The sequence below is a fragment of the Microcoleus sp. FACHB-672 genome (genome assembly GCF_014695725.1).
GTDB lineage: Bacteria > Cyanobacteriota > Cyanobacteriia > Cyanobacteriales > Oscillatoriaceae > FACHB-68.
The window spans coordinates 561,006-580,536 of the sequence record NZ_JACJOU010000033.1 but is presented as its reverse complement, the minus strand read 5'-3'; the positions used below and the strand labels follow the sequence as shown (position 1 = coordinate 580,536).

Sequence of the window (19,531 nt, the reverse complement as noted above, 5' to 3'; positions counted from 1 at the left end):
CCAATTACTTATTGCTGACAGACAGAGAAAAAAATGTTCAGAGATTGAGAAGGATGCAGGATGTGAGCCAAGTAAATACTCAGTTTCCAAGGACTGATACCAAATCCGATTATGTATACGGGACTGAAAATTCTGGTATAATCACTCGCTTCTCAACATCGGCTCTACTATAACGTGCCAATTGCTGTAAACGAGGATAGTTCTCGATCCATCCAATTGCTGTAAACGAGGATAGTTCTCGATCCATCTCCCACTCTCCCCCCATTCGCCGCTAAATCTCGGTGCCACAACAACCCAAAGCAGGACAAAGACATTTCACCCGTATGATGGAAAAAGAAACAGGCAAGATTTGAACGGCTTAACATGGCAACGGTTTGGGAATTAGATTTCTACTCTCGGCCTATTTTGGACGAGCAACAAAAAAAGCTTTGGGAACTTGTGGTGTGCGAAAGTCCTTTGGACACGCGCCGCGCCCCTGAGTCGCTGTTTCGCTACGCGCAGTTTTGTCCCAGTAGCCAGGTCAATTCTGCTTGGTTGCGAGCGGCACTTGAAGAAGCGATCTCTAAAGCACCGGCACCGCCGGCAAAAATTCGCTTCTTTCGCCGGCAGATGAATAACATGATCCTCAAAGCGTGCCAAGAGTTGGGGCTTGACGCCAAACCCAGCCGGCACACAATTGCACTGCACAGGTGGCTACAGCAGCGGATGCAAGAGGTTTATCCCAAAGAAGCCGGTTTTCAACTCATGGCACCGGCAGCCTCTGTCCGCATGGACTCACCGGCACCGCGAGCTTTGCCAGACGCCTTAGTTGGCCAGCGGTGGGCCTTTGTCACCTTAGAAGCCAGCGCCTTTGAGGAGATGCACGAGTGGGAAATTGACTTCAGCGAAGCTTTCCCAATTTTAGGCGAACACAGCTTAGTGCCCCAATTGACGCCAGAAACCCCCATTCCTGGCCTCATCATTTTCTCACCCAGAGCCTTAGCCTTAGCCGGCTGGATTTCCGGGCTAGAGTTGGCTTTCCTCAAAGTTGATCTCAACTCACCCGCCAGAATCGTGTTGGAAACAGGTGCCAGTGACCGATGGATTCTGGCCAACCTCACCAACCCGCAACTCCAAGCAGAGGCGAAAGGATTTGACGACGCCAAGCAAAAAGCACAAATGGTGCATTTTTTAGCAGTGCAGTCCAGCCCAGAATCAGAATCTTTTGCCGGATTTTGGCTGTTAGAGGAACTCAATCTATCGTAAAGTGATTTCAGTGCAATTAGCTGTTAGCTGTTAGATCGGGTTTATAAAGTACCTGGCGATTAAAAATCGCGACCATATAAGCAAAGTCACTTTAAGCGGACTGTGGATATAAAGCCAGTGTCCCTTAGAATGTCTTGTTCATGTGGCCGCCAAATTTATTTGCTTTGCTCGACAGGAAACATACTTTACCTATACCCGACTAGCGACTACCTAATGGTTAATTGCTAACAGCTAATCGCTAAAAATTGATATGGGTTCTGAGAATTTGCAACTAGAAGCGTCGGCAGAACAGCTGCTGGAATTAGCGGCAAAATCAGGAGCGGAAGCTGCTGAGGTATTTCAATCGCGATCGCTGTCGCGACCCGTGTTTTTTGAAGCCAACCGACTCAAGCAGTTAGAAAGCGCCCAATCTGAAGGGACGGCGCTTAGGCTGTGGCGCGGGGGGCGTCCGGGGCTAGCCGTCGCCTACGGGCCGGTGGATGCCCAAAATTTGGTGGATCGCGCCATCGCCCTCAGTCAGCTTAACCAACCGGAAACAATAGAACTCTCTGCATCTCAAGCGTCTTCTTATCCTGATGTGGGAGAAGCGGTGCCGGTTGAGGTGCTGGTGAATTGGGGCAAAGAAGCAATTGCCTTGGTTCGCGACCCTTATCCAGAGGTTTTGTGTAGCGCTGAGTGGGATTGTGAAGTTGAAAGCACTCGCTTGCTCAACTCGCTTGGCTTAGATTGCAGTTACACCGACACCACTCTTAGCTGTTATCTCTCAGGTGAATGGGTGCGCGGCGATGATTTTTTGAGTGTTGGGGACGGTCAAACCCAGCGGGGACATCTAGAACCGGCAATGCTTGCCCAGCGAATTTTGCAGCGATTAGATTGGTCAAAGGAAAATGTGTCCTCGCCGACAGGTCGGGTGCCGGTCTTGTTTACCTCTAAAGCCGCTGATATGCTCTGGGGTACAGTCCAAGCTGCTCTTAATGGCAAACTGGTTATCGAAAAATCCTCGCCTTGGAGTGATCACCTTGGCGAAATTGTGATTTCTAACGCCCTTACCATTTCCCAAGACCCAGATGTCGGCCCGTTTAGCTGCCCTTTTGACGATGAAGGCACCCCAACTCACTCGCTTGTGTTTATTCAAAATGGCATTTTGCAGCTGTTCTACACCGATCACACCACGGGACGACTTTTGGGTAGTGGCACCACCGGCAACGGTTTTCGCCCCGGTTTAGGCAGTTATCCCACGCCCGGTTTATTTAATTTACTCATACAGCCCGGATCGCGAGACTTAGCGCAACTGATCGCCCAACTCGATGACGCAATTATGGTCGATCAAATGCTGGGCGGCGGTGCCGGCCTTTCTGGCGACTTTTCGATTAATGTCGATCTCGGCTACCGAGTTAAAAACGGCGAAATTATCGGTAGAGTCAAAGACACAATGGTAGCGGGCAACGTTTACACCGCCCTTAAGCAAGTGCTCGAACTGGGTAGTGATGCCGACTGGAACGGCGCTTGTTACACGCCCTCTATTATTGTGGAGGGGCTGTCTACCACCGGCAGGAGTTAGAGGGCGGGGCATGGGGCATTGGGCATGGGGCTGAAATAATCCCTATTGCCGGCCTGACGATGTAGCCCCACACCACCTGAAATCGGCGCTTTTACCCCTCCAGCCGGCAGCGCCACTCCTCTGTTTTTTCTAGTAAATCACTTTGCGGGAGAGAACTTTGCTCTCCTGTTGCCAACCACTTAAGCTGCACAGTCTGACTCTCAGCCTCTGCATCGCCTAACACCAAACAAGCCTTCGCCCCACTGCGATCGGCCCGTTTAAATTGCTTGCCAAACGCACTGCCGCTTAAGTCTAATTCCACGCTAAAGCCGGCACCGCGTAGCTTTTGAGCGAGTATTAAGGCTTGTGCTTCTGCGTGTTCGCCTCTGGAAACCAGATAAAAATCGAGTGCCGGTGTCGCCTGCGTTTGCAACTGTTGTAGCAGGATAATCAAGCGTTCCATGCCGATTGCCCAGCCAACAGCCGGTGTTTGTGGCCCACCCAATTCGGCCACCAAGCCATCATAGCGCCCACCACCGCAGACTGTGGCTTGAGCACCTAAATCATCTGACTGAATTTCAAATGCCGTGTGGGTGTAATAATCTAAGCCCCGCACCAGCCGGGGATTGAGTTCGTAAGCAATTCCCAAATCGCCTAATAATTGCCGCACCTGATCGAAGTGCCGGCGCGATTCATCGCTGAGATAATCCAAAATACTGGGCGCATCCGTGGCAATTTGCTGGGTGCGTTCCACCTTACTATCTAGAATTCGCAGAGGATTACGAGTCAGCCGATCTTGGGAATCCGGATCTAACGCGTCTTTGAAGGGTGTTAAATAGTCGATTAAAGCTTGCCGATAGCGCTGCCGATCTTCTGGATTTCCTACCGAGTTAAGGGATAGGCGCAGATTCTTCAGTCCCAGCGTTTGCAAAATGTCAGTTGCCAGCGCGATAACCTCTGCATCTGCCCTGGAATCAGCGCTGCCTAACACCTCCACCCCAATCTGATGAAATTGCCGCTGCCGGCCTGCTTGTGGGTTTTCGTAGCGAAACATCGGGCCGGTGTACCAAAGACGCTGAACGCCGCCTTGGGCGTAAAGACTGTTTTGGATAAAAGCCCGCACCACTCCAGCAGTTCCTTCGGGACGCAGGGTAATGGAACGGGGGGGAGTCGCCTTGTCGTTGAAGGTGTACATTTCCTTCCCCACAACATCTGTGGCTTCCCCTATTCCCCGCTCAAACAGCGCTGTATCCTCAAAAATGGGAGTGCGAATTTCCCGATAAGCGGCGTTATTCAAAATTTTTCGCGCCACAAATTCGACCCGCTGCCAATAGCCGATTTCTTCGGGCAGGATGTCCCGCGTTCCCCTTAATGCTTGAATTGCGCCCATTACTTAAAAGTAAAATGTCAAAAGTCAAAAGTCAGCCAAAGAAGTGAACAGCCAAACGTTACTCCTGAGTTCTCAGTCCTGAGTTCTCAGTCCTGGGTAAATTTCTCAGTTCTCAGTGCCTATTCACTTCCAAAGCTCCATAGCGATTGCTATAGTAAGCTAAAATCCGATCCACCTGTTGACGATCTGCTGAATCAACATTTTCGGCGTAGTGAATCCACAAGCTCCCAACTTGACTTTGACTGTAATCAAACTGCTGGGACTGTTGGGGCGTCAAACCTGTTTCCACGCCGGCGACTTGACGCAAATGCGCCGCGATTTCCCGGTACACGGCTAAAGGCAGTCGCGGCCATTGGACTTCGTACCGCAGATGTTTTTCCCCAGCGGTCTGCAGTGTTTGCTCGCTCATCCTACAAACTGATCACTCTTGCTCCACAACCACCTCATTATGAGTGCTAGGCAGCGGAATTATGCAACAGTTGACTTCATTAATACAAACCTTTCCCGATTGCAAAGCCCACCGCACCAAGGCCACACGGTTATGAGTCGCCGTTTTGGTCAAGATATTGCTGATATGATTATCAACCGTGCGTTTGCTGATTTCTAGCTGCTCGGCAATCTCTTGGTTTGTCAAGCCCGCAGCTACCAATTCAACAACTTGCAACTCTCTGAGGGAAAGGGACGCATGGTTCTGAGACTCGACGCCAGCCATAACGCATTCCAAGCTCTGTAGATTTACCTATCATTTTAGTATTTCTTATGGGATATAGGCAAAAACTTACATGAGGAGAATTGAAAGTTGGAATTTTTGAACGTGTCAAAGCCCAAAATTTTCAAAGCGTTGCGTAGAAAGGGCTAAGAACTCCTGAGTGTACCTTTCTATCCTCCCGGCTTTAGGTGCGGGTGTGGCCGCCGGCAGTCTTGCTCAGTAGCGACTAATACATAAGATTTAATTATAATAATGCGGGATTTGCGGGTTATGGTGATTTCCCGCTGTTTAGCTGGGCTGTGACAAGCCTTTTAAGGGCAAGTCATTATCCCTGTGAGTAATTAATAAAGGCGGGTTTATGAAGCAATTGGCGGCCCTGTAAGCCGAACTTGGCTGATATACCTTGGTTGTACTACTGGCAGGTTCAGACGCTACAGCTACAGGTGTGACATTGTGCTTATTTGTAAGGGCCGGCTTTTACAGAACTGCAAACCAAAGTATCTGCCCTGATAAAGCGGGCCGGTTTTGCCTAGCAATAGTCTTTGCAAATGCTGAGTCTGGTTAATATATAGCCAGCATTTGGAGTAAGTGTACCGGCTCATTTGTCAGATATCTTTTGCCGCTATCCTTCTGGGGAGTGAGAGCAAAACCAGCCGATGTGGCCCAGCAGTCTCATCCGTTCTGAGTTCAGTGGGATTAATTAAAAGGAAATTCTAAAAAAATAAAGTTTGAAAGCCTTGCTGATTAAGGGTTTCCCCACAAATCCTAAACCTGCTCACGTTCGCAATTTAGAGTTGAGAGCAAACTTTTTTTGAGTGTTTAACCCTGCAATGGGAGGAGAGGGCGTTTCTATCTGTAGATTGATTTCTTTTTTAAAGGCAATTGATACATTTAGTTAAGAGATTCAAGAGATTCAGTGGAGTTAAATTTATGAACAGTTCAAAAGTTTCCCAAGCCCTAAAAGCCGGCGTTATTGCTGCTAGCTTAGCCTTTGTGCCTGCGGTTCTACCCGCCTCTGCTCAAACTAATACAACGACAACTTCTCCCGATACGACTTACACAGCTCCCACTCAAGACGTTAATACTACCGAATCTGACCGCGACTTTGACTGGGGTTGGTTAGGTTTGTTAGGTCTTGCTGGTTTAGCCGGTTTGGCTCGTAAGCGCCAAGAACCTGCCCGTACCTACACCACCGAGCGTGACCCGGATGTGGCGCGTTCTGACTATCGCTAAGTCATTGTGGACTTACGCAGCCTAACTTTCATCGGCTGCCGGTTGAATTTAGCACTTCAGTGAAATTCAATCTGTAGTATCTACTCTCAAAAAATGCGTAAGTCCTTCCTTTTTTAAAGAGCGCTCCTCCATAAAACTACTTTTTCGGTAGATCCCAAGAGGCAAGGCTCGCCTTTTAGCCGGCCCAATACCTTTTTGGCAAGTTATTTCTTTACCTGTCTAAAATACCTTAGCTGTTTAAGGTTTTGAGGTCTGCGATCAGCAGATCAGTTAATATCAGCTTTAAATAAGTCTTAAGCCAATCTCCCCCATTTTCTCATGAAGAAATGGGGGAAATTGGCTTTATAATTTTTTATTGAGTTGCACTAACGATTAACCGTCATTGAAAGCCATTTGGGATAGCCAGAAGAACTGGCAGCTTGAACCGACAGCCCACTATAAGATTTAGCCACCCACTCAACCACTTTATGCAGGGTAGCGATCAGGTTTTCGTCTTCTCCAAACGCTTCAAAAGCCAGACTCCACCACGCCTCACCCTTAACGATCAACTGAGTGAGTTCAACCGTGCAGCCTTGGTTGATGTCTGCATCCACCGGCACTGAAATTATAGATTCATCCGATAAAACTTGAAACTGACGCTGCGTTCGGCTTTTTTTCACCCTCACCCACTCGCGAGTTTCAATCGGAATTGTGGCTATCAAACTCTGTGCCGGTGGCGAACCGCAAATCCACTTCAACCATTTTTCAGCCTTACCTTTCCCCGCATTTCTAAAACTCAACTCACCTAATTCTGCTTGCCGCCATTTAACTTCCAAACGCTCCTCTCTAAGTTTGATATTTAAATACTCATAACCAGCAGCATACAAATATAAATCCTCACGTTCTTCTGGCGCTTTCAATTCTTCGCCGGCACCCCCAGATTGGAACCACTTTATCATTTCGTTCGGCAGTATTCCCTGATAAAACCAGCGCAATTCAGCAGTTGCGAACATATTGAAAAACTATATTAATCGCTTTTAAAGGATAAATCTTAAACACAATGAAATGTCCGCCCCACAGATAATTTATCTGTGTTAATCTGTGGGTTTAAATTCAGATGGGGCGGATTTTTGCTGGAAAATTATCAACAAATTATTTACTGAGGACTCACTAATAGAAAGCCTCGCGTTTTACCTGAATCCGAATCTGTCGTATTCATTGCCTTCCAAAGTTCAGCGGTTGTCACCCACACCGGCGGATATTTGTAACGCGACACATCCAAAATTAAAAAGCGATCACTCTGTTCGTTATAAGCTGCTAGAGGAGAAATATGCCCCCCTTTTTCTTGCCCAATATCACTTCGTAAGTAGTTAACTAAAACAAAATTTCCGGGTTCTTGTAAATTTTTCACAGCTTGAGTGCGAAACTCCTCCAAACTGCTATCGCTGGTGTAGTGAGTCTGTGCTGTGACGGGATAGCTTTCTAACAACTGTCCCAACTGCCCCAGCGTCATACCCTGACGGGAGACAACTTCAGGCGTAACTACTTTCCGGGTTTGTTCGTTAAAAAAGTTGTTTTGGGTAAACATCCGGAAAGAGCCAAATTCAGGGGCCTCCGGTGCCGGCACAGATAAAGCATTCAGCACCATGACGCTGCTGGCAACGCCGCAGTAAGCCAAGTTATCTTGGGTGACAAACTGCACGCTTAATGGCCAATAGTCCTGTCGGGCTTTGCTGTCCATTAGCAACTTTTCTCCCTCTGCGGAGTTGAGGTTAATCAAGTTACTGGGCACCGGCAACGTTTGGGCAAGTGCGCCGCCGCCGGTGAGGCAAAGCCCCAGAATAAATGCTTGTAGCGGTTGGCGGATGAACTTCAATCTATCAATCTTGTTCGCACTGGGCTTCATATAGTGTTCCTTATCGCCGTTGCGTGCAACCGCAAAGGCTCACGAATAATTGGGTTTGCTGAATTATATAGATAATTTATCCGTGAAGCTACTGATCTTTTTCTTTGCCGGCAAAAACCATGCTGTCGCTGTAAACCAACTCTTGAGCCGATGAGTATTGGGTTCCAGGCGTGAGCTTAAAAATAAAAAATTATCTTTACAAGATTTATTATGTGAGCGGCTTAAAATTATGCCCGGAACCATCTTTGGCAACTGTGAATGAAAAGAGTGTGCTGCCCCCAAGGGTTTTGCGGGGGCAATCACAGTCAACTATCAGGAGCCTACTATGACCCAAAGATTTGAACTTGAAAAACCTTCAATCCCCCAGCGCTCTGCTCGCACGCTTCATTTGAGCAGATTTTCATCAAATAAATTTTTTAGGAGTTAGTGCGACGTTCAATGGTGGAACTATACACAAGGGCTGCATCTAATTTAGCGAATAGCTGGCAGATAACGAAGGACTGACTTTAGCAAACGCTCTGATCCTTGTAAATATTCTTTCTCTCAAAGCACGCCAGCATTCCACCTGTAACGCGAGTCGCTTCTTCTAGCAAATTCAATTGACTCTTAATGCTGTTTCACACAATAAGCTAACTTCATGCATCTCCGCTTAGTTGCCATTAGCACACTTGCTGTCCTTGCCGCCCAGCAGTTAATCTGCAATACCAGCACCAGTCAGAGCGCCGCAGCCCAGACGTCGGTAGACTCAAGCAGCGAGGTTGCCACTCCCCACAAGTCGAACTCTGCTTTTAAAACCCGAATCACCCAGACACAAACAGCCGCTGATTCGAGGTATGACTCAATTAATCAAGCCGAACCCACTGTAGTGTTTGCCATCGGCACAGAAACTGCCACTCAAATTACTCATACAGCAGAAGGGGCGGCAATTTTACTGCCGGTGACTGAACCGCAAACCTCATCACCGGCACCCCAGTTGGCTTCACAGTCCGCAAATAGCCGCCAACAAAGGGTTCCAGCTGCGCGAGTGCGCCGAGTACCCATAAATTCCCAGCCGCCTGCTGCCTCGGCGAATCAAGCCAAAACCAAGGCCGGCAGAATAAACTCTCGTCTTGATAGCTTGAGAGATAATGTTCAAACTTATCGCTCTAATAATGGCGCTGAATTGCCGCCCCTCTCTGCCCCAGATACTTATTTGCCAAACTCTCCTGTGCAGGGATATATCTGGCCGGCTCAAGGGCAGTTAAGTTCAGGCTATGGCTGGCGCTGGGGACGGATGCACAACGGGATTGATATTGCCGGCCCGATTGGAACGCCGATTCTTGCTGCGGCTACAGGAGTTGTGACGTATGCCGCTTGGGATGAGGGCGGATATGGCAATTTAGTTGAAATTCAGCATCCGGATGGAAGTATCACGCGTTACGCCCACAATGACCGGATTTGGGTACGTGCCGGCCAGCGAGTGCAGCAAGGTCAGCAAATCTCTGAGATGGGCAGCACCGGCTACAGCACTGGCCCTCACTTGCACTTTGAACTCCGTGTAGCCGGCCAGGGTGCTGTCGATCCAATGGCTTATCTCGGTAATTCTCATGCTTACAATTCCTCACAAACACGGAGCAACCGAGCATGGTAATTCCTATTTTTCCTAATTAAACCAAAAATCAAAAGTTAAAGGCAAAAGAAGTAATTTATTTCTTTTGCCTTTTTCGATTATTTTAAAGCTGTTTTCAAGTAGTTTTAAAATTTTATTTTGCTATATGGTAATCCTAAATAATTATCATTTTTCTAGGTTACGATGCTTGCACATCAAGTTTTTTAAGCTGATACTCTTTAAGAAATTATTGAGATTGCTCTAGAAATTATGTCGAATATAGAAAATTTTAAATATATAGCCGACAAGATGCCGGTACTACTTTTTTAAATAGATGGACAAGCCGGTGTTGCAGCCGGCCTTTATCGCTTCGCCTCTGGTGAACTTAAACAAACTGCTTTGCCACCGGAGGGCCGGCACAACCAGCAACCCACACAGGAAGTAGAAATTCTGGAATTTGGCCCAGTTAGTCGGATTGCTGCATCTTTCCCAGACTAGGTTAAACTGGCTAAAAAGGTCTGGTCTGTCAGTGCACTATTCGTGCTGCTAGCGATGGAATACTGGGAATTTCTGATCCAAAAAGAAGGCGATCGCGCTTGGCTGCCCCTCGAATCTCCCGATGTGGAAATTTTAGAAGGCCGATATCGGGTTGTCGCTCGTTCTGAGCGTGCGAATGAGACTGTGGAAATTCGCGTGACTCATGATTGCACCGATGAAGTGCCGCCCAAACGACGAGTTCAAAAGCGTTCGCGCCGCACTAGCGCTGAAGGCTTGGTCGTGGTTATTCCCTTTACGCGCCTTAAACCGGGGTTGTGGGAGTTACGATGCACCGGCGGCGATGTCATGTCCGATCTGATGGGGAGTAGGTGGCAGCAATCTGTCAAGCTGGAAGTGTTACCCATTGATGCCGAAGATGCTGCGCCTCTAGAGTCGAATGAGCCGGCATTGTCAGAAAGTGCGGATTTTCCAGAAGTGCCGGCAACGCTTACAGAGGATGTTGAGCCGGCAACCCCAGAACCAACCGTCACCCAACCGAGTGTTTCCCCTGTGCGATTAGTGCCGATGAAGCCGGCAGCACAGAGGTTGCAGGCAATTATTAACAATTCTGAGGAAGAGTCCGACAATTCTAGGGATTTACCCAATGAGCCGGCAGCCACAACGAACAGCCGGCAACCGCTACAGCTAATCCTGAACCGAACCACCTATATGGTGCGTCAGGGGCAACCACTGACTGTATCTGGGTGCGTTGATGTTGCCGATGGCGTTAAGGATGCGCGTCCCTTAAAATCGGCAGAAGTGCATATTCAGCTGCGTGATCCTCAAAGTTCGCAGTTAGTGGTGAGTGTGCGGGAACCACTGCCACAAATTCAGCCGCCGGTGCCGTTTGCCTACGCACTAAAAATTCCGGTGGAGAGCGATACTCGTCTGATTTTGGGGCAAATTAGTCTTTACGATGGCACGCCTGAGGCGCTAGACACGAAATCTTTTACAATTACAGCCGATGTCGAGGACTTGCTGGGTGCGATCTCGGAAGAATTAACCGACCAAGATGTTGTGGATCTGTCGGAATACCCTTACCCGAAGCACCACGTCGAAGCGCTTCACCAGTCTTTCACAGAACTGGTGGACACGATGCAAAACCCTCAGCCGGTTCAGTTCCAACCTTCGACAGATCGGGTGTTACCTCCCCTGCTGCATAAACCTGAAGCGGGTAAGACTGTCTCGAAACCGCTAGATTTGCCGACCTTTTCCCGTCCAAACGCGCCTAACAGCAAGGTTGTGCCGATCAACCGCACCCAAAAAGGCGTAGAGGCACCGGCTGAAATCAGCGAAACCCCAGAGGAAGCGCTGCCGGCGGAAACACAGCCCAATTTAGAAGTCTTACCCAACCTGGTAGAAGCGGAAACGGCTGAGGTTGAACGGCCTGAAATGCCGGTTGTAGAAGAACCACGGGCCGCCGCGCCCTCATCGCCGGTGGATGCGGCTTTTAAATCATTGAAGTTGCCAGAACGCTTCTGGACACGGCTAAATGCTTTGGCCAATGATGAGGAGTTGTCAGAATGGCTGAAAACAGAGGTATCTTCTTTTCAAGAAAGCGAGCCTAATGAGGAGAGTGGGATTGAATTGGCAGAATCGCCTCCTCAGACGGTTTCTGAGTGGGAAGCGCGAGAGATTGTGGTGGATGATGAGCCGCTAGAACCGGCACGTCCCTCTAATCTCAGGCGTTTGCGAAGCATTGACCCCCCTGCACCTGAAGAGGCAAATCCAGCTTTGTTGCCTGAAGATGAGCCGGTTCCCGCGCCGGTTTTAGAAGTTCCTAAAGAGAATTTACTAGCAGGCAGGCCGGTTAAAGTGGCTGTGAGGCTGCCTGAAATTGTGCCCCGCATTTATGTCAAGGTTTGGCTGCAAGACCGGCAAGCGCGTTCGGTACTCGATGGCCCTTACTGGTTAACGGAATTTTCCAGCAGCATCTGGGGCGAGTTAGAGGCAACGGTTGAATTAGCGGTTCCCTATGGCAGTTTAGACGTTCAGGTGGAAGCGGTGGCAATGGAAATGCAGACTCAGCGGGAAAGCCGTAAAGTCAGCGTTGAGCGCCGCGTCGTGCCCCCAGCGCCCCCATCCCTGCCGTTAGAGAATGAGTAGTGTTGTTATACAAACATACTCTTACAATTTGCTGATCGCTCTCATTCTCTCTATCCTTTTAATGGATGGGTTGACTTTAGTTTCAAGAAGGATTTGCGCTTGAGTGGCCGGTTTATTTATTAGGTGCCGGCACACGCTTTGCGATTGGAGACTAGCGGTTTTGGGGAAGTTTACTAGGAATTTGATGAAGTAGAATTAGGAGAGTCTAAAATAATTTAGAATCTAAAAAAGATGTTCAGCCTTTGGACGTGGCTCTGGACGTTGCTGGGAGGCCAGTTACTTCGGAATTCGTACGATTTGGGTAGAGCCGGTGGATAAGCATAAGTTTAGGTATTAAATGCTAGCGTTTGATGCGCTGTAATTGCGTATTAGACCTGAACTACGGCACAATTAATAGTTAGGTATCAGGCAACGGCAACGTGTGATCAATACTTCACTTCAAAATTAAGCAAGTTATGGCAGAGGAAAGTAAGCAAGAATATCCTTTTGAACTGGCACTTCACAAATTTTTAATTGAAATCAATGGGCTAGCTGATAGTTTACCAATAATTATGGAAGCTCTAGATGAGGCTCGCCAAAAGTCACATTCTAAAATTGAACAGTTTCTTGAGAAAAACGGACAATTTATTAAAAAAATTGAAACAAAAGAGATTAAGTACATACGCCAAGCAGAGATCTATGGAATTAGTCCAAGATATGCTTATGATTTGAAATTTTTAACACGAGAAGGCTCTAATTTTAATGCGGCATTTTCAATAACTCCTAAAGGTTTCTTAGTAACCATAGTTAGTCAATTTGATGCCTTCATGGGTCGGCTTATTAGAGCTATGTACTATGCAAAACCTGAACTGCTTAATGCTTCAGAAAAACAGTTAACTTTTGCTAATTTAGTTGAATTTGGTACTTTAGAAGTTGCACGAGAATATGTTTTGGAAAAAGAAATAGAATCAGTTCTTCGTGCAAGTCATTCAGAGCATTTTGAATGGTTAGAAAAGAAGCTTGGAATATCCTTACGAAAAGACCTAAGTATTTGGTCTGACTTTATTGAACTGACAGAGCGTAGAAATTTATTTGTACATACGGATGGAGAAATTTCATCTCAGTACATTAATGTTTGTAGAAAACATAGTGTTTCGCTTGATGAAGATTGTATAGTTGGGAAAAAACTTGGCGTAAATAACGAATATTTTCAACGCTCCTGTGAGATTCTTTTTGAACTTGCAACCAAACTCACTCATGTCGTTTGGCGAAAATTAACGCCATCTGAGCTATTTATTGCAGATAAGCGTCTAAACAATGTTTGTTATGATCTATTGAAAGAGGAAAAATATGATTTAGCAAAGAGGCTTTTGTCCTTTGCGTTGTGTTTACCTAAGCACAATTCACAACAAGATAAACTTATATTTACAATAAATAGTGCTATCGCTTATAAGTGGGGAGGAGATCCAAAGAAAGCAGAGGAAATAATCTTATCTACTGATTGGAGTTCATGCAATAATTCCTTTAAATTAACTAGGGCTGTGCTGTTAGACCAATTTGATGAAGCTACCAATATCATGAGAAAAATTGGTGCAAAGGGAGAAGTTGACAAAGAACACTACAAAGACTGGCCCGTTTTTAAAGATTTTCGACAGTCACCACAGTTTTTAGAAGCGTATACAGAAGTATTTGGTGAGGTCTTAGAACCAATAGAGATTTCTGAGGAGTCTGATTCTAACGATCAAGATGAACCGAATTTCTTTATGGCAGATAGCAATAATTAATTGCTTTGGACTTAGAGATTATACACATAACAAACCCATGCACCGGACTTAGCAACATTCTTTCTACGTTGTTTGAGGTTACTTGTAGCTGATAATGTTAGTCGTTAAACCCTAGGTGAGCAATTAGGGTAAAACCTCAACAATCTTTTCACCCATAGCATTACCCAATTTCTTCGGCTCCAGCTTATGCAACCCACCCCGATACATCTTCCTTCACCCATCAGTGCCTCATCAGAAATCTGATTGAGTGTCAATTCCACCTTTTTCAATAATTCTGGCTTCTCTAAAAGTGCCTTAGCAAGAGCCGGTTGACAAAGGGGTTCAGTACAGATTGCTATAGCCATTAAAAAATGATTCTAGCTAGACTTCACGCCGGCTGAAACACGACGGAGCTAGCACCACTTTGATAATCAAGGCTAGTCACAATATGCTCTGCTGGGACACCGGCGGCAATCAGTGCAGAGGTTAACCCTTCCTCGAAGTTATCTTCCTCAATGATGACTTGGCAATCGACCAAGCGAGCGTGAAACAGAATAGTGTCGATCCAGCGTTGCTTATCCCAGCCTGTAGCCAAAATTAAGAAGTGACCGGCATCGGTATCGCAGACAGGATAAAGCTGAATCGCTTGTAAGCGAGGTTGGGCGAGAGTTGCCTCTTGCAAGGTTTTTTTCAGGATATCTGCATAGCTTAGTGAGCTATCCATTCAACAATAGCCTCCCCCTCTGGGTTATAAACTAATAAGTTAATTCTATTCCGCTGGACGGCTAACTGAAAAATTGGTTTTTGGAAGTGTCGAATATATATGACGTAACTAATTGCTAGAAATAACTGCCTTTCGGGTTCTTGGTTCTCCAAAGCCCATTGGTAAAGCTGAAGCTGTCCCATCGTTTTCTCTAGTTCATTAATGACTGAAGGGGAATCGAAGTCTTTGATTTCTACAGCAATTTTCCGTCCTTCTTTTTGGGCTGCGAAAAACTTTTCGGCTCCTAAATCAGCTTTCAATAGCGTTTGTTCTAACACTAAGATTAACGGGTCATCCGTAATCGTCCATCCGTCTTTTTCCAGCGTGCGGCGCAGGGATAAATGTAAATTATCACGTCTAGACATTAGTTATAAAAGCTTGATATGTCGTTGCTGCCACTCAAAGAAAAAGTATTTTATTAACCATAGCATTATCCCCCTCCTTCCGCTTCAGCTTATGAAACCCACTCCTATTCAGAGCAAAAAATCTGCTCAAAAAATATAAAATTTCAAATTTGTATCATCCAATTGGGGATGCAATTATTCTGCGCCGGCTTTTAATCCTGGGTGCGTGTGGCGACGGGTGCGACGATGCCAGCGCCTCAGCACTCCAGATCGGTTTATCACCAAAGATGGATGAGCCGGCACCGGCTATTTGGTAAATTGCTGGTGGCTATAAACTAAAAAAACCCTCAAACTATGGCATCACCCACACCCCTTCAGGGTCTTGAGCTGATTGACTGCGCTAAAGCAAATGCCGCTCAGGGAATCGAAACTGCCGCGCACCTATGTGGTTACGGTACGGATCTCAACACGTTTAAGCAACAGTTGAAGCACGCTTGCCAGGATATCGGCGTCAAAATTGAAGAGTTAAGCGATTTAATCACCGATCAACAGATCGTCAGAGAAGCCGGTGGCATTGAGGTTGCGCCCGATACACCGGGAGACCTTTAAAATTGATGTTTGGGTTTCATGTTTGAGTTTTCACTTGCATTTGTGCCAAAACATTGCGGGTCATTTGCTCGGCTGCGGGGGTGAGACGGGATGAACGCAAATCAGGTGCGTTATAGTCGTCTAATCCCCAACTCCACTGCATAGAGCCGGTGGCAAAAACAAGGGCACCGCTATCAGTTGTATAAGCCGTCATATCAGCATAGCGGGTTCCATTTTCATGAGAATAGGGCGAGTGGCAAAGACGAATTGTATTTTTCGGCGCATTGCCAAACATCCGATCCACTTCGTAACCGAGAAGTCCCGGTAAGCGATCTCCCTTATTTAAATTGGTGCCGGCAAGCAGCCACTCTGGGGCATTATCTATCACAAGATCGGCATCGACTTGAAAGGTTTCATACATAACGCCAATGAAGGCGTCTTCGGGGCGATTTACGGGTTGATATCGCCATAAAGTTGTTGCCCGGACATTTGTTTTTGGGTCTCCATTTCGGATAAAGGGATCTTTCGCAATCATTTCTTTATAGCCAACAATGGTACGGTTTAAATCGCGGGTAATTCGGCTGGGTTCAAATCGAATTTGCCAGAAACAAGTGTTTGATGAAAAAAATCCTAAGCTAACACCTTTATCCCGTGCAGATTCTACATTTTGCCGCATTTCCCACGACCAGTATTCATCATGCCCAACGGAAAGAAAAACTTTGTGTGCCGGCAGCAAACGAGAATTGAAGTGGGTATCAATATTGGTGGCATAGGTAACATCATAGCCTTCTCGTTCTAGCCAGCGCACCATGTTGTATTCCCAACCGGCACTGGAGACTCTTCTGTAGGGTTGAATGTTAGTTAAAAATTCGCCGGCACCGACACCATAAGCAGCAGCAGGGTTCGGGCTAACCGCATAAGGCCGGTTAAATGATACTTTATAAGCTTGTTTACTTTTACTGTTCCATCGGTAAAGAGATTTGCCGCCCCAATTGTTATAAGCTTGAAAGGTTGTCACGCTCGATTGAAAAAGAATATCGGACTTGCGTTTGTCATCGCGCACAACAAAAATAATGTAACTTTGTTTGCCGCTTTTGTCGGCAGTTAGTTTAGCTAAATAAACTCCACTTGCCCAATCTGTTGGGTCATTTGGGTTATTAGGAATTTCCAGAATATAAGGCTCGTTCCAGTTGCATTCTATCAATCCAGAGGCTTTATCTTCAATTGGTAGCGGCTGTCTAATTCCTGTTTGAGTAATCGGATCACTCATGCGACGTGCGCCGGCACCTTCATACCAACCCATACGAAAAATCTCAATCGTATAATTTGGTTCTTTTGTATTGACAAATAGCTTAATTTGTGAGCCGCGATTAACACTGGTGAGAGAGGCGTAACCTTCAATTTCTCGCTTTCTCGCTGGGTTGGTTAGTTGCCAATCCTTTGTGCCATCTTTTTGGTTTTCTGCTGCGGTGGGATTGGCTGCCGGTGTCGTGGTTGCTGTATCCTTGTTGGCGAAGTCTTGGCTTTGCTGCGAGTGTGCCGGCAGCCGGTTGAGAAACGGGGCAGCTAATCCAAGTAGAAAGGCTTTTAAGAGTGTTCTGCGGCTAGATTTCATCTGAATATAACCATGACTTTTTGTAGCAAATAACTGGTTCAATATTTGTTGAGTTTCAGTTACTGCCACTAATTTGATAATAGGAGATTTAGCATTAATCTAATCCCCCAATCAATCACACCGGCACACTTTAATCGTCATGTCACTGCTGCAACTTACCAGAATTTGACCATCCGGACTGAAAGCTACAGCAGAAACTTTCTCGGAGTGTTCAGTCAGTGTTTGCAGCAATTCTCCAGTCTGCAAATTCCACAATTTAACGGTTTGATCGCTACTGCCACTTGCCAGAAGTTTTCCATCAGAACTGATGGCAACTGAATGAACCGGCAGCGAATGACCGGCAAGGGTACGCAATAACTCTCCTGTCCTCAAATTCCATAGCTTTACAGTTCCATTATGACTGCCACTCGCCAGCACTTTTCCATCCGAACTGATTGCCACTGAATAAACCTTTCCAGAAGGCTCAGTTAGGGTATGAATAATTTTGCCGGTATCTAGACGCCGCAACTGAATTAAACCGGCTTCGTCGATTTCGTCGATTTCATCTTCATCGATTCCCTTAAGGCCGGCACTTGCTAAAATTTGACTATCTGGACTAATGGCAACTGAATCAATCACATCTGAGCCTAAATCGTGGAGAAGTTCTCCAGTTTCCAAATTCCATATCTGAATTGAACCTGTTTCATCAACGGGATCTTCACCCCCACTGACGAGAGTTTTACCATCCGGACTAATCGCAACCGATAAAGCCCAGCATGAAGTTTCTAGGGTGCGAATTTGTTGGCCGGTTCTTAAGTTCCATATCTCAACATCGGCATTTGCGGAGGCAATGATCTCGGCATTTGGGCTAAAAGCCAGGGCGGAAACTGACATCGCTTCTGACTGCATAGCCAGAGTTTGAAGTTCTTCACCTGTCTTTAAATTCCAAAGTTTAATTTCTTTATAGCTTCCAGTTGCTAGCTGGTTGCCGCCGGCACTGATGGCAAGGCAGGTGACAGCGCTTGAATGTCCGGTAAGTGTCTTGATACACCGCCAAATTTTCGATTTTGGTTTTGATACCGGCTCCACAAGAACAGCTTGCACTGGCTCAACTTCTCGTCTTTTTTCAGCGGGTTTCTCCTCTGGAGCCGGCAGAATAATAATTGGCTCTCTCTTTCTCTCCGCTTCTCTAGCTACTCTGCCACTGCTAAGCTGCTTTTCTCCATTTAGACGCTCAGCTAAATTATCAACAGATTCTTGCAAATCTACATACTGAATTCGCAATTTCGCAATTTCTTCTCGAATTGGATTAAAATCAAGTTGGCTTTGCAGCAATTTCGCAATTTCTTCTTGAATTAAATTATAATCAAATGTTTCAAGTGAAGAGCTTTGGCTTGGCATTTGCGCCGGCAACGCTGCGAGTTCTTCTGAAAGTTTGGCTAACGCAGCTTCTATATTCCTCAAATCAATCGATTCTGAGCGAGCCGGTATCGACGCCAAGTTTTGCCGCTCTTCATTGAGTCGCTGTTGCATCTGTGTCAGCACTTCTCTTAACTCTGCCACCTGCCTTTCAGTTGCAACCTCAAACGTTCCTATTCGCCGGTTAAATTGCTCGCTATGAGCATCTAAATAGCCCATAAAACCTGTCAGTGCCCCTTCTATCGGTGCGACGGTTTGCTTGAGAATAATTTGCTGCTGCTGTAGCGTTTCCATTTGGGTAAATAGCCGCATGAAATCCTGTCTTGGCGCTCCATTTTGAGCTTCATGCTGCTGATGAGCAATTTGTTCAATGGCTCGAATTAACCCAATTCTTAATTCCTCAATTTGCTGCTCTAAATTAGAGTCAGCCGACACCGGCTCAAAATTTTGCTTCTCTCTATCGAGCCGATGGTTAATCTCCGTAAGTTGTGCTTGCAAGGTTGGCAAATCCGTAATTTTTTCGGATAGCTGCCTCAACACGGTTATATCTGCACCGGCATCCTGAACCGGCATTGCTGAAAGTTGCCGGCGCACAGATTCCACCTCGCCGAGAAGTTGGCGCTGTACTTGGATAATCTCACTTGTGCCACCGGCTGCCGGCAAATTCTCCAGCCGGCGGCGATTCAGCAGATTCAGCAACAACGACAGCGAAATCGGTGTCGCTGCATAGACGACTTGCTGTGACGCCACAGCAACAACAGTTCCCACCGCCGATCCAGCGATTGAGAGATATTCAGCAATTTCTAGCAACTGACGGTGATTTCGCATGGAAGACTTCTAATCGGCTC

18 protein-coding genes are annotated in these 19,531 nt (G+C 46.6%); 8 read left to right on the top strand and 10 right to left on the bottom strand.

Annotation, left to right across the window (positions count from 1 at the left end; translation table 11 throughout):
* Nucleotides 1-167: 167 nt before the first annotated feature.
* Nucleotides 168-365, bottom strand: coding sequence for a hypothetical protein (locus H6F56_RS25550; protein ID WP_190674892.1), 198 nt, complete (start codon nucleotides 363-365; stop codon nucleotides 168-170).
* Between H6F56_RS25550 and H6F56_RS25545 the strand changes: the two genes are divergently transcribed.
* Nucleotides 364-1,245 carry a Tab2/Atab2 family RNA-binding protein gene (locus tag H6F56_RS25545; RefSeq protein WP_190674889.1) on the top strand — a complete coding sequence of 294 codons (882 nt, stop codon included), beginning with the start codon at nucleotides 364-366 and terminating at the stop codon, nucleotides 1,243-1,245. The genes H6F56_RS25550 and H6F56_RS25545 overlap by 2 nt on opposite strands.
* Before the next feature lie 250 nt (nucleotides 1,246-1,495).
* A complete protein-coding gene (locus H6F56_RS25540; RefSeq protein ID WP_190674886.1) occupies nucleotides 1,496-2,806 on the top strand; it encodes a TldD/PmbA family protein in 1,311 nt (436 codons plus the stop codon).
* 91 nt (nucleotides 2,807-2,897) lie between these two features.
* Here the strand turns inward: H6F56_RS25540 and hisS are convergent, their stop codons facing one another.
* The 3 genes from hisS to H6F56_RS25525 form a co-directional block, all read right to left on the bottom strand.
* The gene (hisS, locus tag H6F56_RS25535; protein WP_190674883.1) at nucleotides 2,898-4,175 is read right to left on the bottom strand and encodes a histidine--tRNA ligase; all 1,278 of its coding nucleotides are present in this window, start codon (nucleotides 4,173-4,175) and stop codon (nucleotides 2,898-2,900) included.
* A gap of 112 nt (nucleotides 4,176-4,287) precedes the next feature.
* Entirely contained in the window at nucleotides 4,288-4,584 is a 297-nt protein-coding gene (locus H6F56_RS25530; protein WP_190674880.1) for a hypothetical protein, read from the bottom strand.
* A 12-nt stretch (nucleotides 4,585-4,596) separates the two neighbouring features.
* Complete coding sequence (locus tag H6F56_RS25525; RefSeq protein ID WP_190674877.1) at nucleotides 4,597-4,887, bottom strand: helix-turn-helix domain-containing protein; 291 nt, start codon at nucleotides 4,885-4,887, stop codon at nucleotides 4,597-4,599.
* Nucleotides 4,888-5,814: 927 nt separating this feature from the next.
* On the opposite strand from H6F56_RS25525, the gene H6F56_RS25520 reads away from it, so the two are divergent.
* Complete coding sequence (locus H6F56_RS25520) at nucleotides 5,815-6,117, top strand: WGxxGxxG family protein (protein WP_190674873.1); 303 nt, start codon at nucleotides 5,815-5,817, stop codon at nucleotides 6,115-6,117.
* Between the two features lie 365 nt (nucleotides 6,118-6,482).
* Here the strand turns inward: H6F56_RS25520 and H6F56_RS25515 are convergent, their stop codons facing one another.
* The gene (locus H6F56_RS25515; protein WP_190674869.1) at nucleotides 6,483-7,109 is read right to left on the bottom strand and encodes a hypothetical protein; all 627 of its coding nucleotides are present in this window, start codon (nucleotides 7,107-7,109) and stop codon (nucleotides 6,483-6,485) included.
* Between the two features lie 143 nt (nucleotides 7,110-7,252).
* On the bottom strand, nucleotides 7,253-8,002 hold the full coding sequence (locus H6F56_RS25510) for a phytochelatin synthase family protein (RefSeq protein WP_190674866.1): 750 nt from the start codon (nucleotides 8,000-8,002) through the stop codon (nucleotides 7,253-7,255).
* A 637-nt stretch (nucleotides 8,003-8,639) separates the two neighbouring features.
* Here H6F56_RS25510 and H6F56_RS27415 point away from each other — a divergent pair.
* The 3 genes from H6F56_RS27415 to H6F56_RS25495 all read left to right on the top strand — a co-directional run bounded on the left by H6F56_RS27415 (nucleotide 8,640) and on the right by H6F56_RS25495 (nucleotide 13,996).
* Nucleotides 8,640-9,632, top strand: coding sequence for a M23 family metallopeptidase (locus H6F56_RS27415; protein ID WP_190674863.1), 993 nt, complete (start codon nucleotides 8,640-8,642; stop codon nucleotides 9,630-9,632).
* A gap of 498 nt (nucleotides 9,633-10,130) precedes the next feature.
* Nucleotides 10,131-12,233 carry a hypothetical protein gene (locus H6F56_RS25500; protein WP_190674860.1) on the top strand — a complete coding sequence of 701 codons (2,103 nt, stop codon included), beginning with the start codon at nucleotides 10,131-10,133 and terminating at the stop codon, nucleotides 12,231-12,233.
* Between the two features lie 455 nt (nucleotides 12,234-12,688).
* Nucleotides 12,689-13,996, top strand: coding sequence for a hypothetical protein (locus H6F56_RS25495; RefSeq protein WP_190674856.1), 1,308 nt, complete (start codon nucleotides 12,689-12,691; stop codon nucleotides 13,994-13,996).
* A gap of 367 nt (nucleotides 13,997-14,363) precedes the next feature.
* Here H6F56_RS25495 and H6F56_RS25490 read toward each other — a convergent pair whose 3' ends face one another.
* A complete protein-coding gene (locus H6F56_RS25490; RefSeq protein ID WP_190674853.1) occupies nucleotides 14,364-14,699 on the bottom strand; it encodes an element excision factor XisI family protein in 336 nt (111 codons plus the stop codon).
* The gene (locus H6F56_RS25485) at nucleotides 14,684-15,103 is read right to left on the bottom strand and encodes a XisH family protein (RefSeq protein WP_190674849.1); all 420 of its coding nucleotides are present in this window, start codon (nucleotides 15,101-15,103) and stop codon (nucleotides 14,684-14,686) included. Before H6F56_RS25485 ends, H6F56_RS25490 begins: the two co-directional genes overlap by 16 nt.
* Before the next feature lie 149 nt (nucleotides 15,104-15,252).
* Between H6F56_RS25485 and H6F56_RS25480 the strand changes: the two genes are divergently transcribed.
* Complete coding sequence (locus H6F56_RS25480; protein WP_190674846.1) at nucleotides 15,253-15,399, top strand: hypothetical protein; 147 nt, start codon at nucleotides 15,253-15,255, stop codon at nucleotides 15,397-15,399.
* A gap of 37 nt (nucleotides 15,400-15,436) precedes the next feature.
* Complete coding sequence (locus tag H6F56_RS25475) at nucleotides 15,437-15,691, top strand: hypothetical protein (protein WP_190674842.1); 255 nt, start codon at nucleotides 15,437-15,439, stop codon at nucleotides 15,689-15,691.
* A gap of 16 nt (nucleotides 15,692-15,707) precedes the next feature.
* On the opposite strand, the gene H6F56_RS25470 is transcribed toward H6F56_RS25475, so the two are convergent.
* Together H6F56_RS25470 and H6F56_RS25465 are read right to left on the bottom strand one after the other, a co-directional pair.
* Entirely contained in the window at nucleotides 15,708-17,354 is a 1,647-nt protein-coding gene (locus H6F56_RS25470) for a N,N-dimethylformamidase beta subunit family domain-containing protein (RefSeq protein ID WP_309236639.1), read from the bottom strand.
* A 42-nt stretch (nucleotides 17,355-17,396) separates the two neighbouring features.
* A complete protein-coding gene (locus H6F56_RS25465; protein WP_190674835.1) occupies nucleotides 17,397-19,511 on the bottom strand; it encodes a WD40 repeat domain-containing protein in 2,115 nt (704 codons plus the stop codon).
* Between the last annotated feature and the right edge of the window lie 20 nt (nucleotides 19,512-19,531).

Excerpts from the sequence above, each read along its gene's own strand:
- H6F56_RS25545 (WP_190674889.1), top strand. The coding sequence starts at position 364 with ATGGCAACGGTTTGGGAATTAGATTTCTACTCTCGGCCTATTTTGGAC.
- H6F56_RS25550 (WP_190674892.1), bottom strand. The coding sequence starts at position 365 with ATGTTAAGCCGTTCAAATCTTGCCTGTTTCTTTTTCCATCATACGGGT.
- H6F56_RS25540 (WP_190674886.1), top strand. The coding sequence starts at position 1,496 with ATGGGTTCTGAGAATTTGCAACTAGAAGCGTCGGCAGAACAGCTGCTG.
- hisS (WP_190674883.1), bottom strand. The coding sequence starts at position 4,175 with ATGGGCGCAATTCAAGCATTAAGGGGAACGCGGGACATCCTGCCCGAA.
- H6F56_RS25530 (WP_190674880.1), bottom strand. The coding sequence starts at position 4,584 with ATGAGCGAGCAAACACTGCAGACCGCTGGGGAAAAACATCTGCGGTAC.
- H6F56_RS25525 (WP_190674877.1), bottom strand. The coding sequence starts at position 4,887 with ATGGCTGGCGTCGAGTCTCAGAACCATGCGTCCCTTTCCCTCAGAGAG.
- H6F56_RS25520 (WP_190674873.1), top strand. The coding sequence starts at position 5,815 with ATGAACAGTTCAAAAGTTTCCCAAGCCCTAAAAGCCGGCGTTATTGCT.
- H6F56_RS25515 (WP_190674869.1), bottom strand. The coding sequence starts at position 7,109 with ATGTTCGCAACTGCTGAATTGCGCTGGTTTTATCAGGGAATACTGCCG.
- H6F56_RS25510 (WP_190674866.1), bottom strand. The coding sequence starts at position 8,002 with ATGAAGCCCAGTGCGAACAAGATTGATAGATTGAAGTTCATCCGCCAA.
- H6F56_RS27415 (WP_190674863.1), top strand. The coding sequence starts at position 8,640 with ATGCATCTCCGCTTAGTTGCCATTAGCACACTTGCTGTCCTTGCCGCC.
- H6F56_RS25495 (WP_190674856.1), top strand. The coding sequence starts at position 12,689 with ATGGCAGAGGAAAGTAAGCAAGAATATCCTTTTGAACTGGCACTTCAC.
- H6F56_RS25490 (WP_190674853.1), bottom strand. The coding sequence starts at position 14,699 with ATGGATAGCTCACTAAGCTATGCAGATATCCTGAAAAAAACCTTGCAA.
- H6F56_RS25485 (WP_190674849.1), bottom strand. The coding sequence starts at position 15,103 with ATGTCTAGACGTGATAATTTACATTTATCCCTGCGCCGCACGCTGGAA.
- H6F56_RS25475 (WP_190674842.1), top strand. The coding sequence starts at position 15,437 with ATGGCATCACCCACACCCCTTCAGGGTCTTGAGCTGATTGACTGCGCT.
- H6F56_RS25465 (WP_190674835.1), bottom strand. The coding sequence starts at position 19,511 with ATGCGAAATCACCGTCAGTTGCTAGAAATTGCTGAATATCTCTCAATC.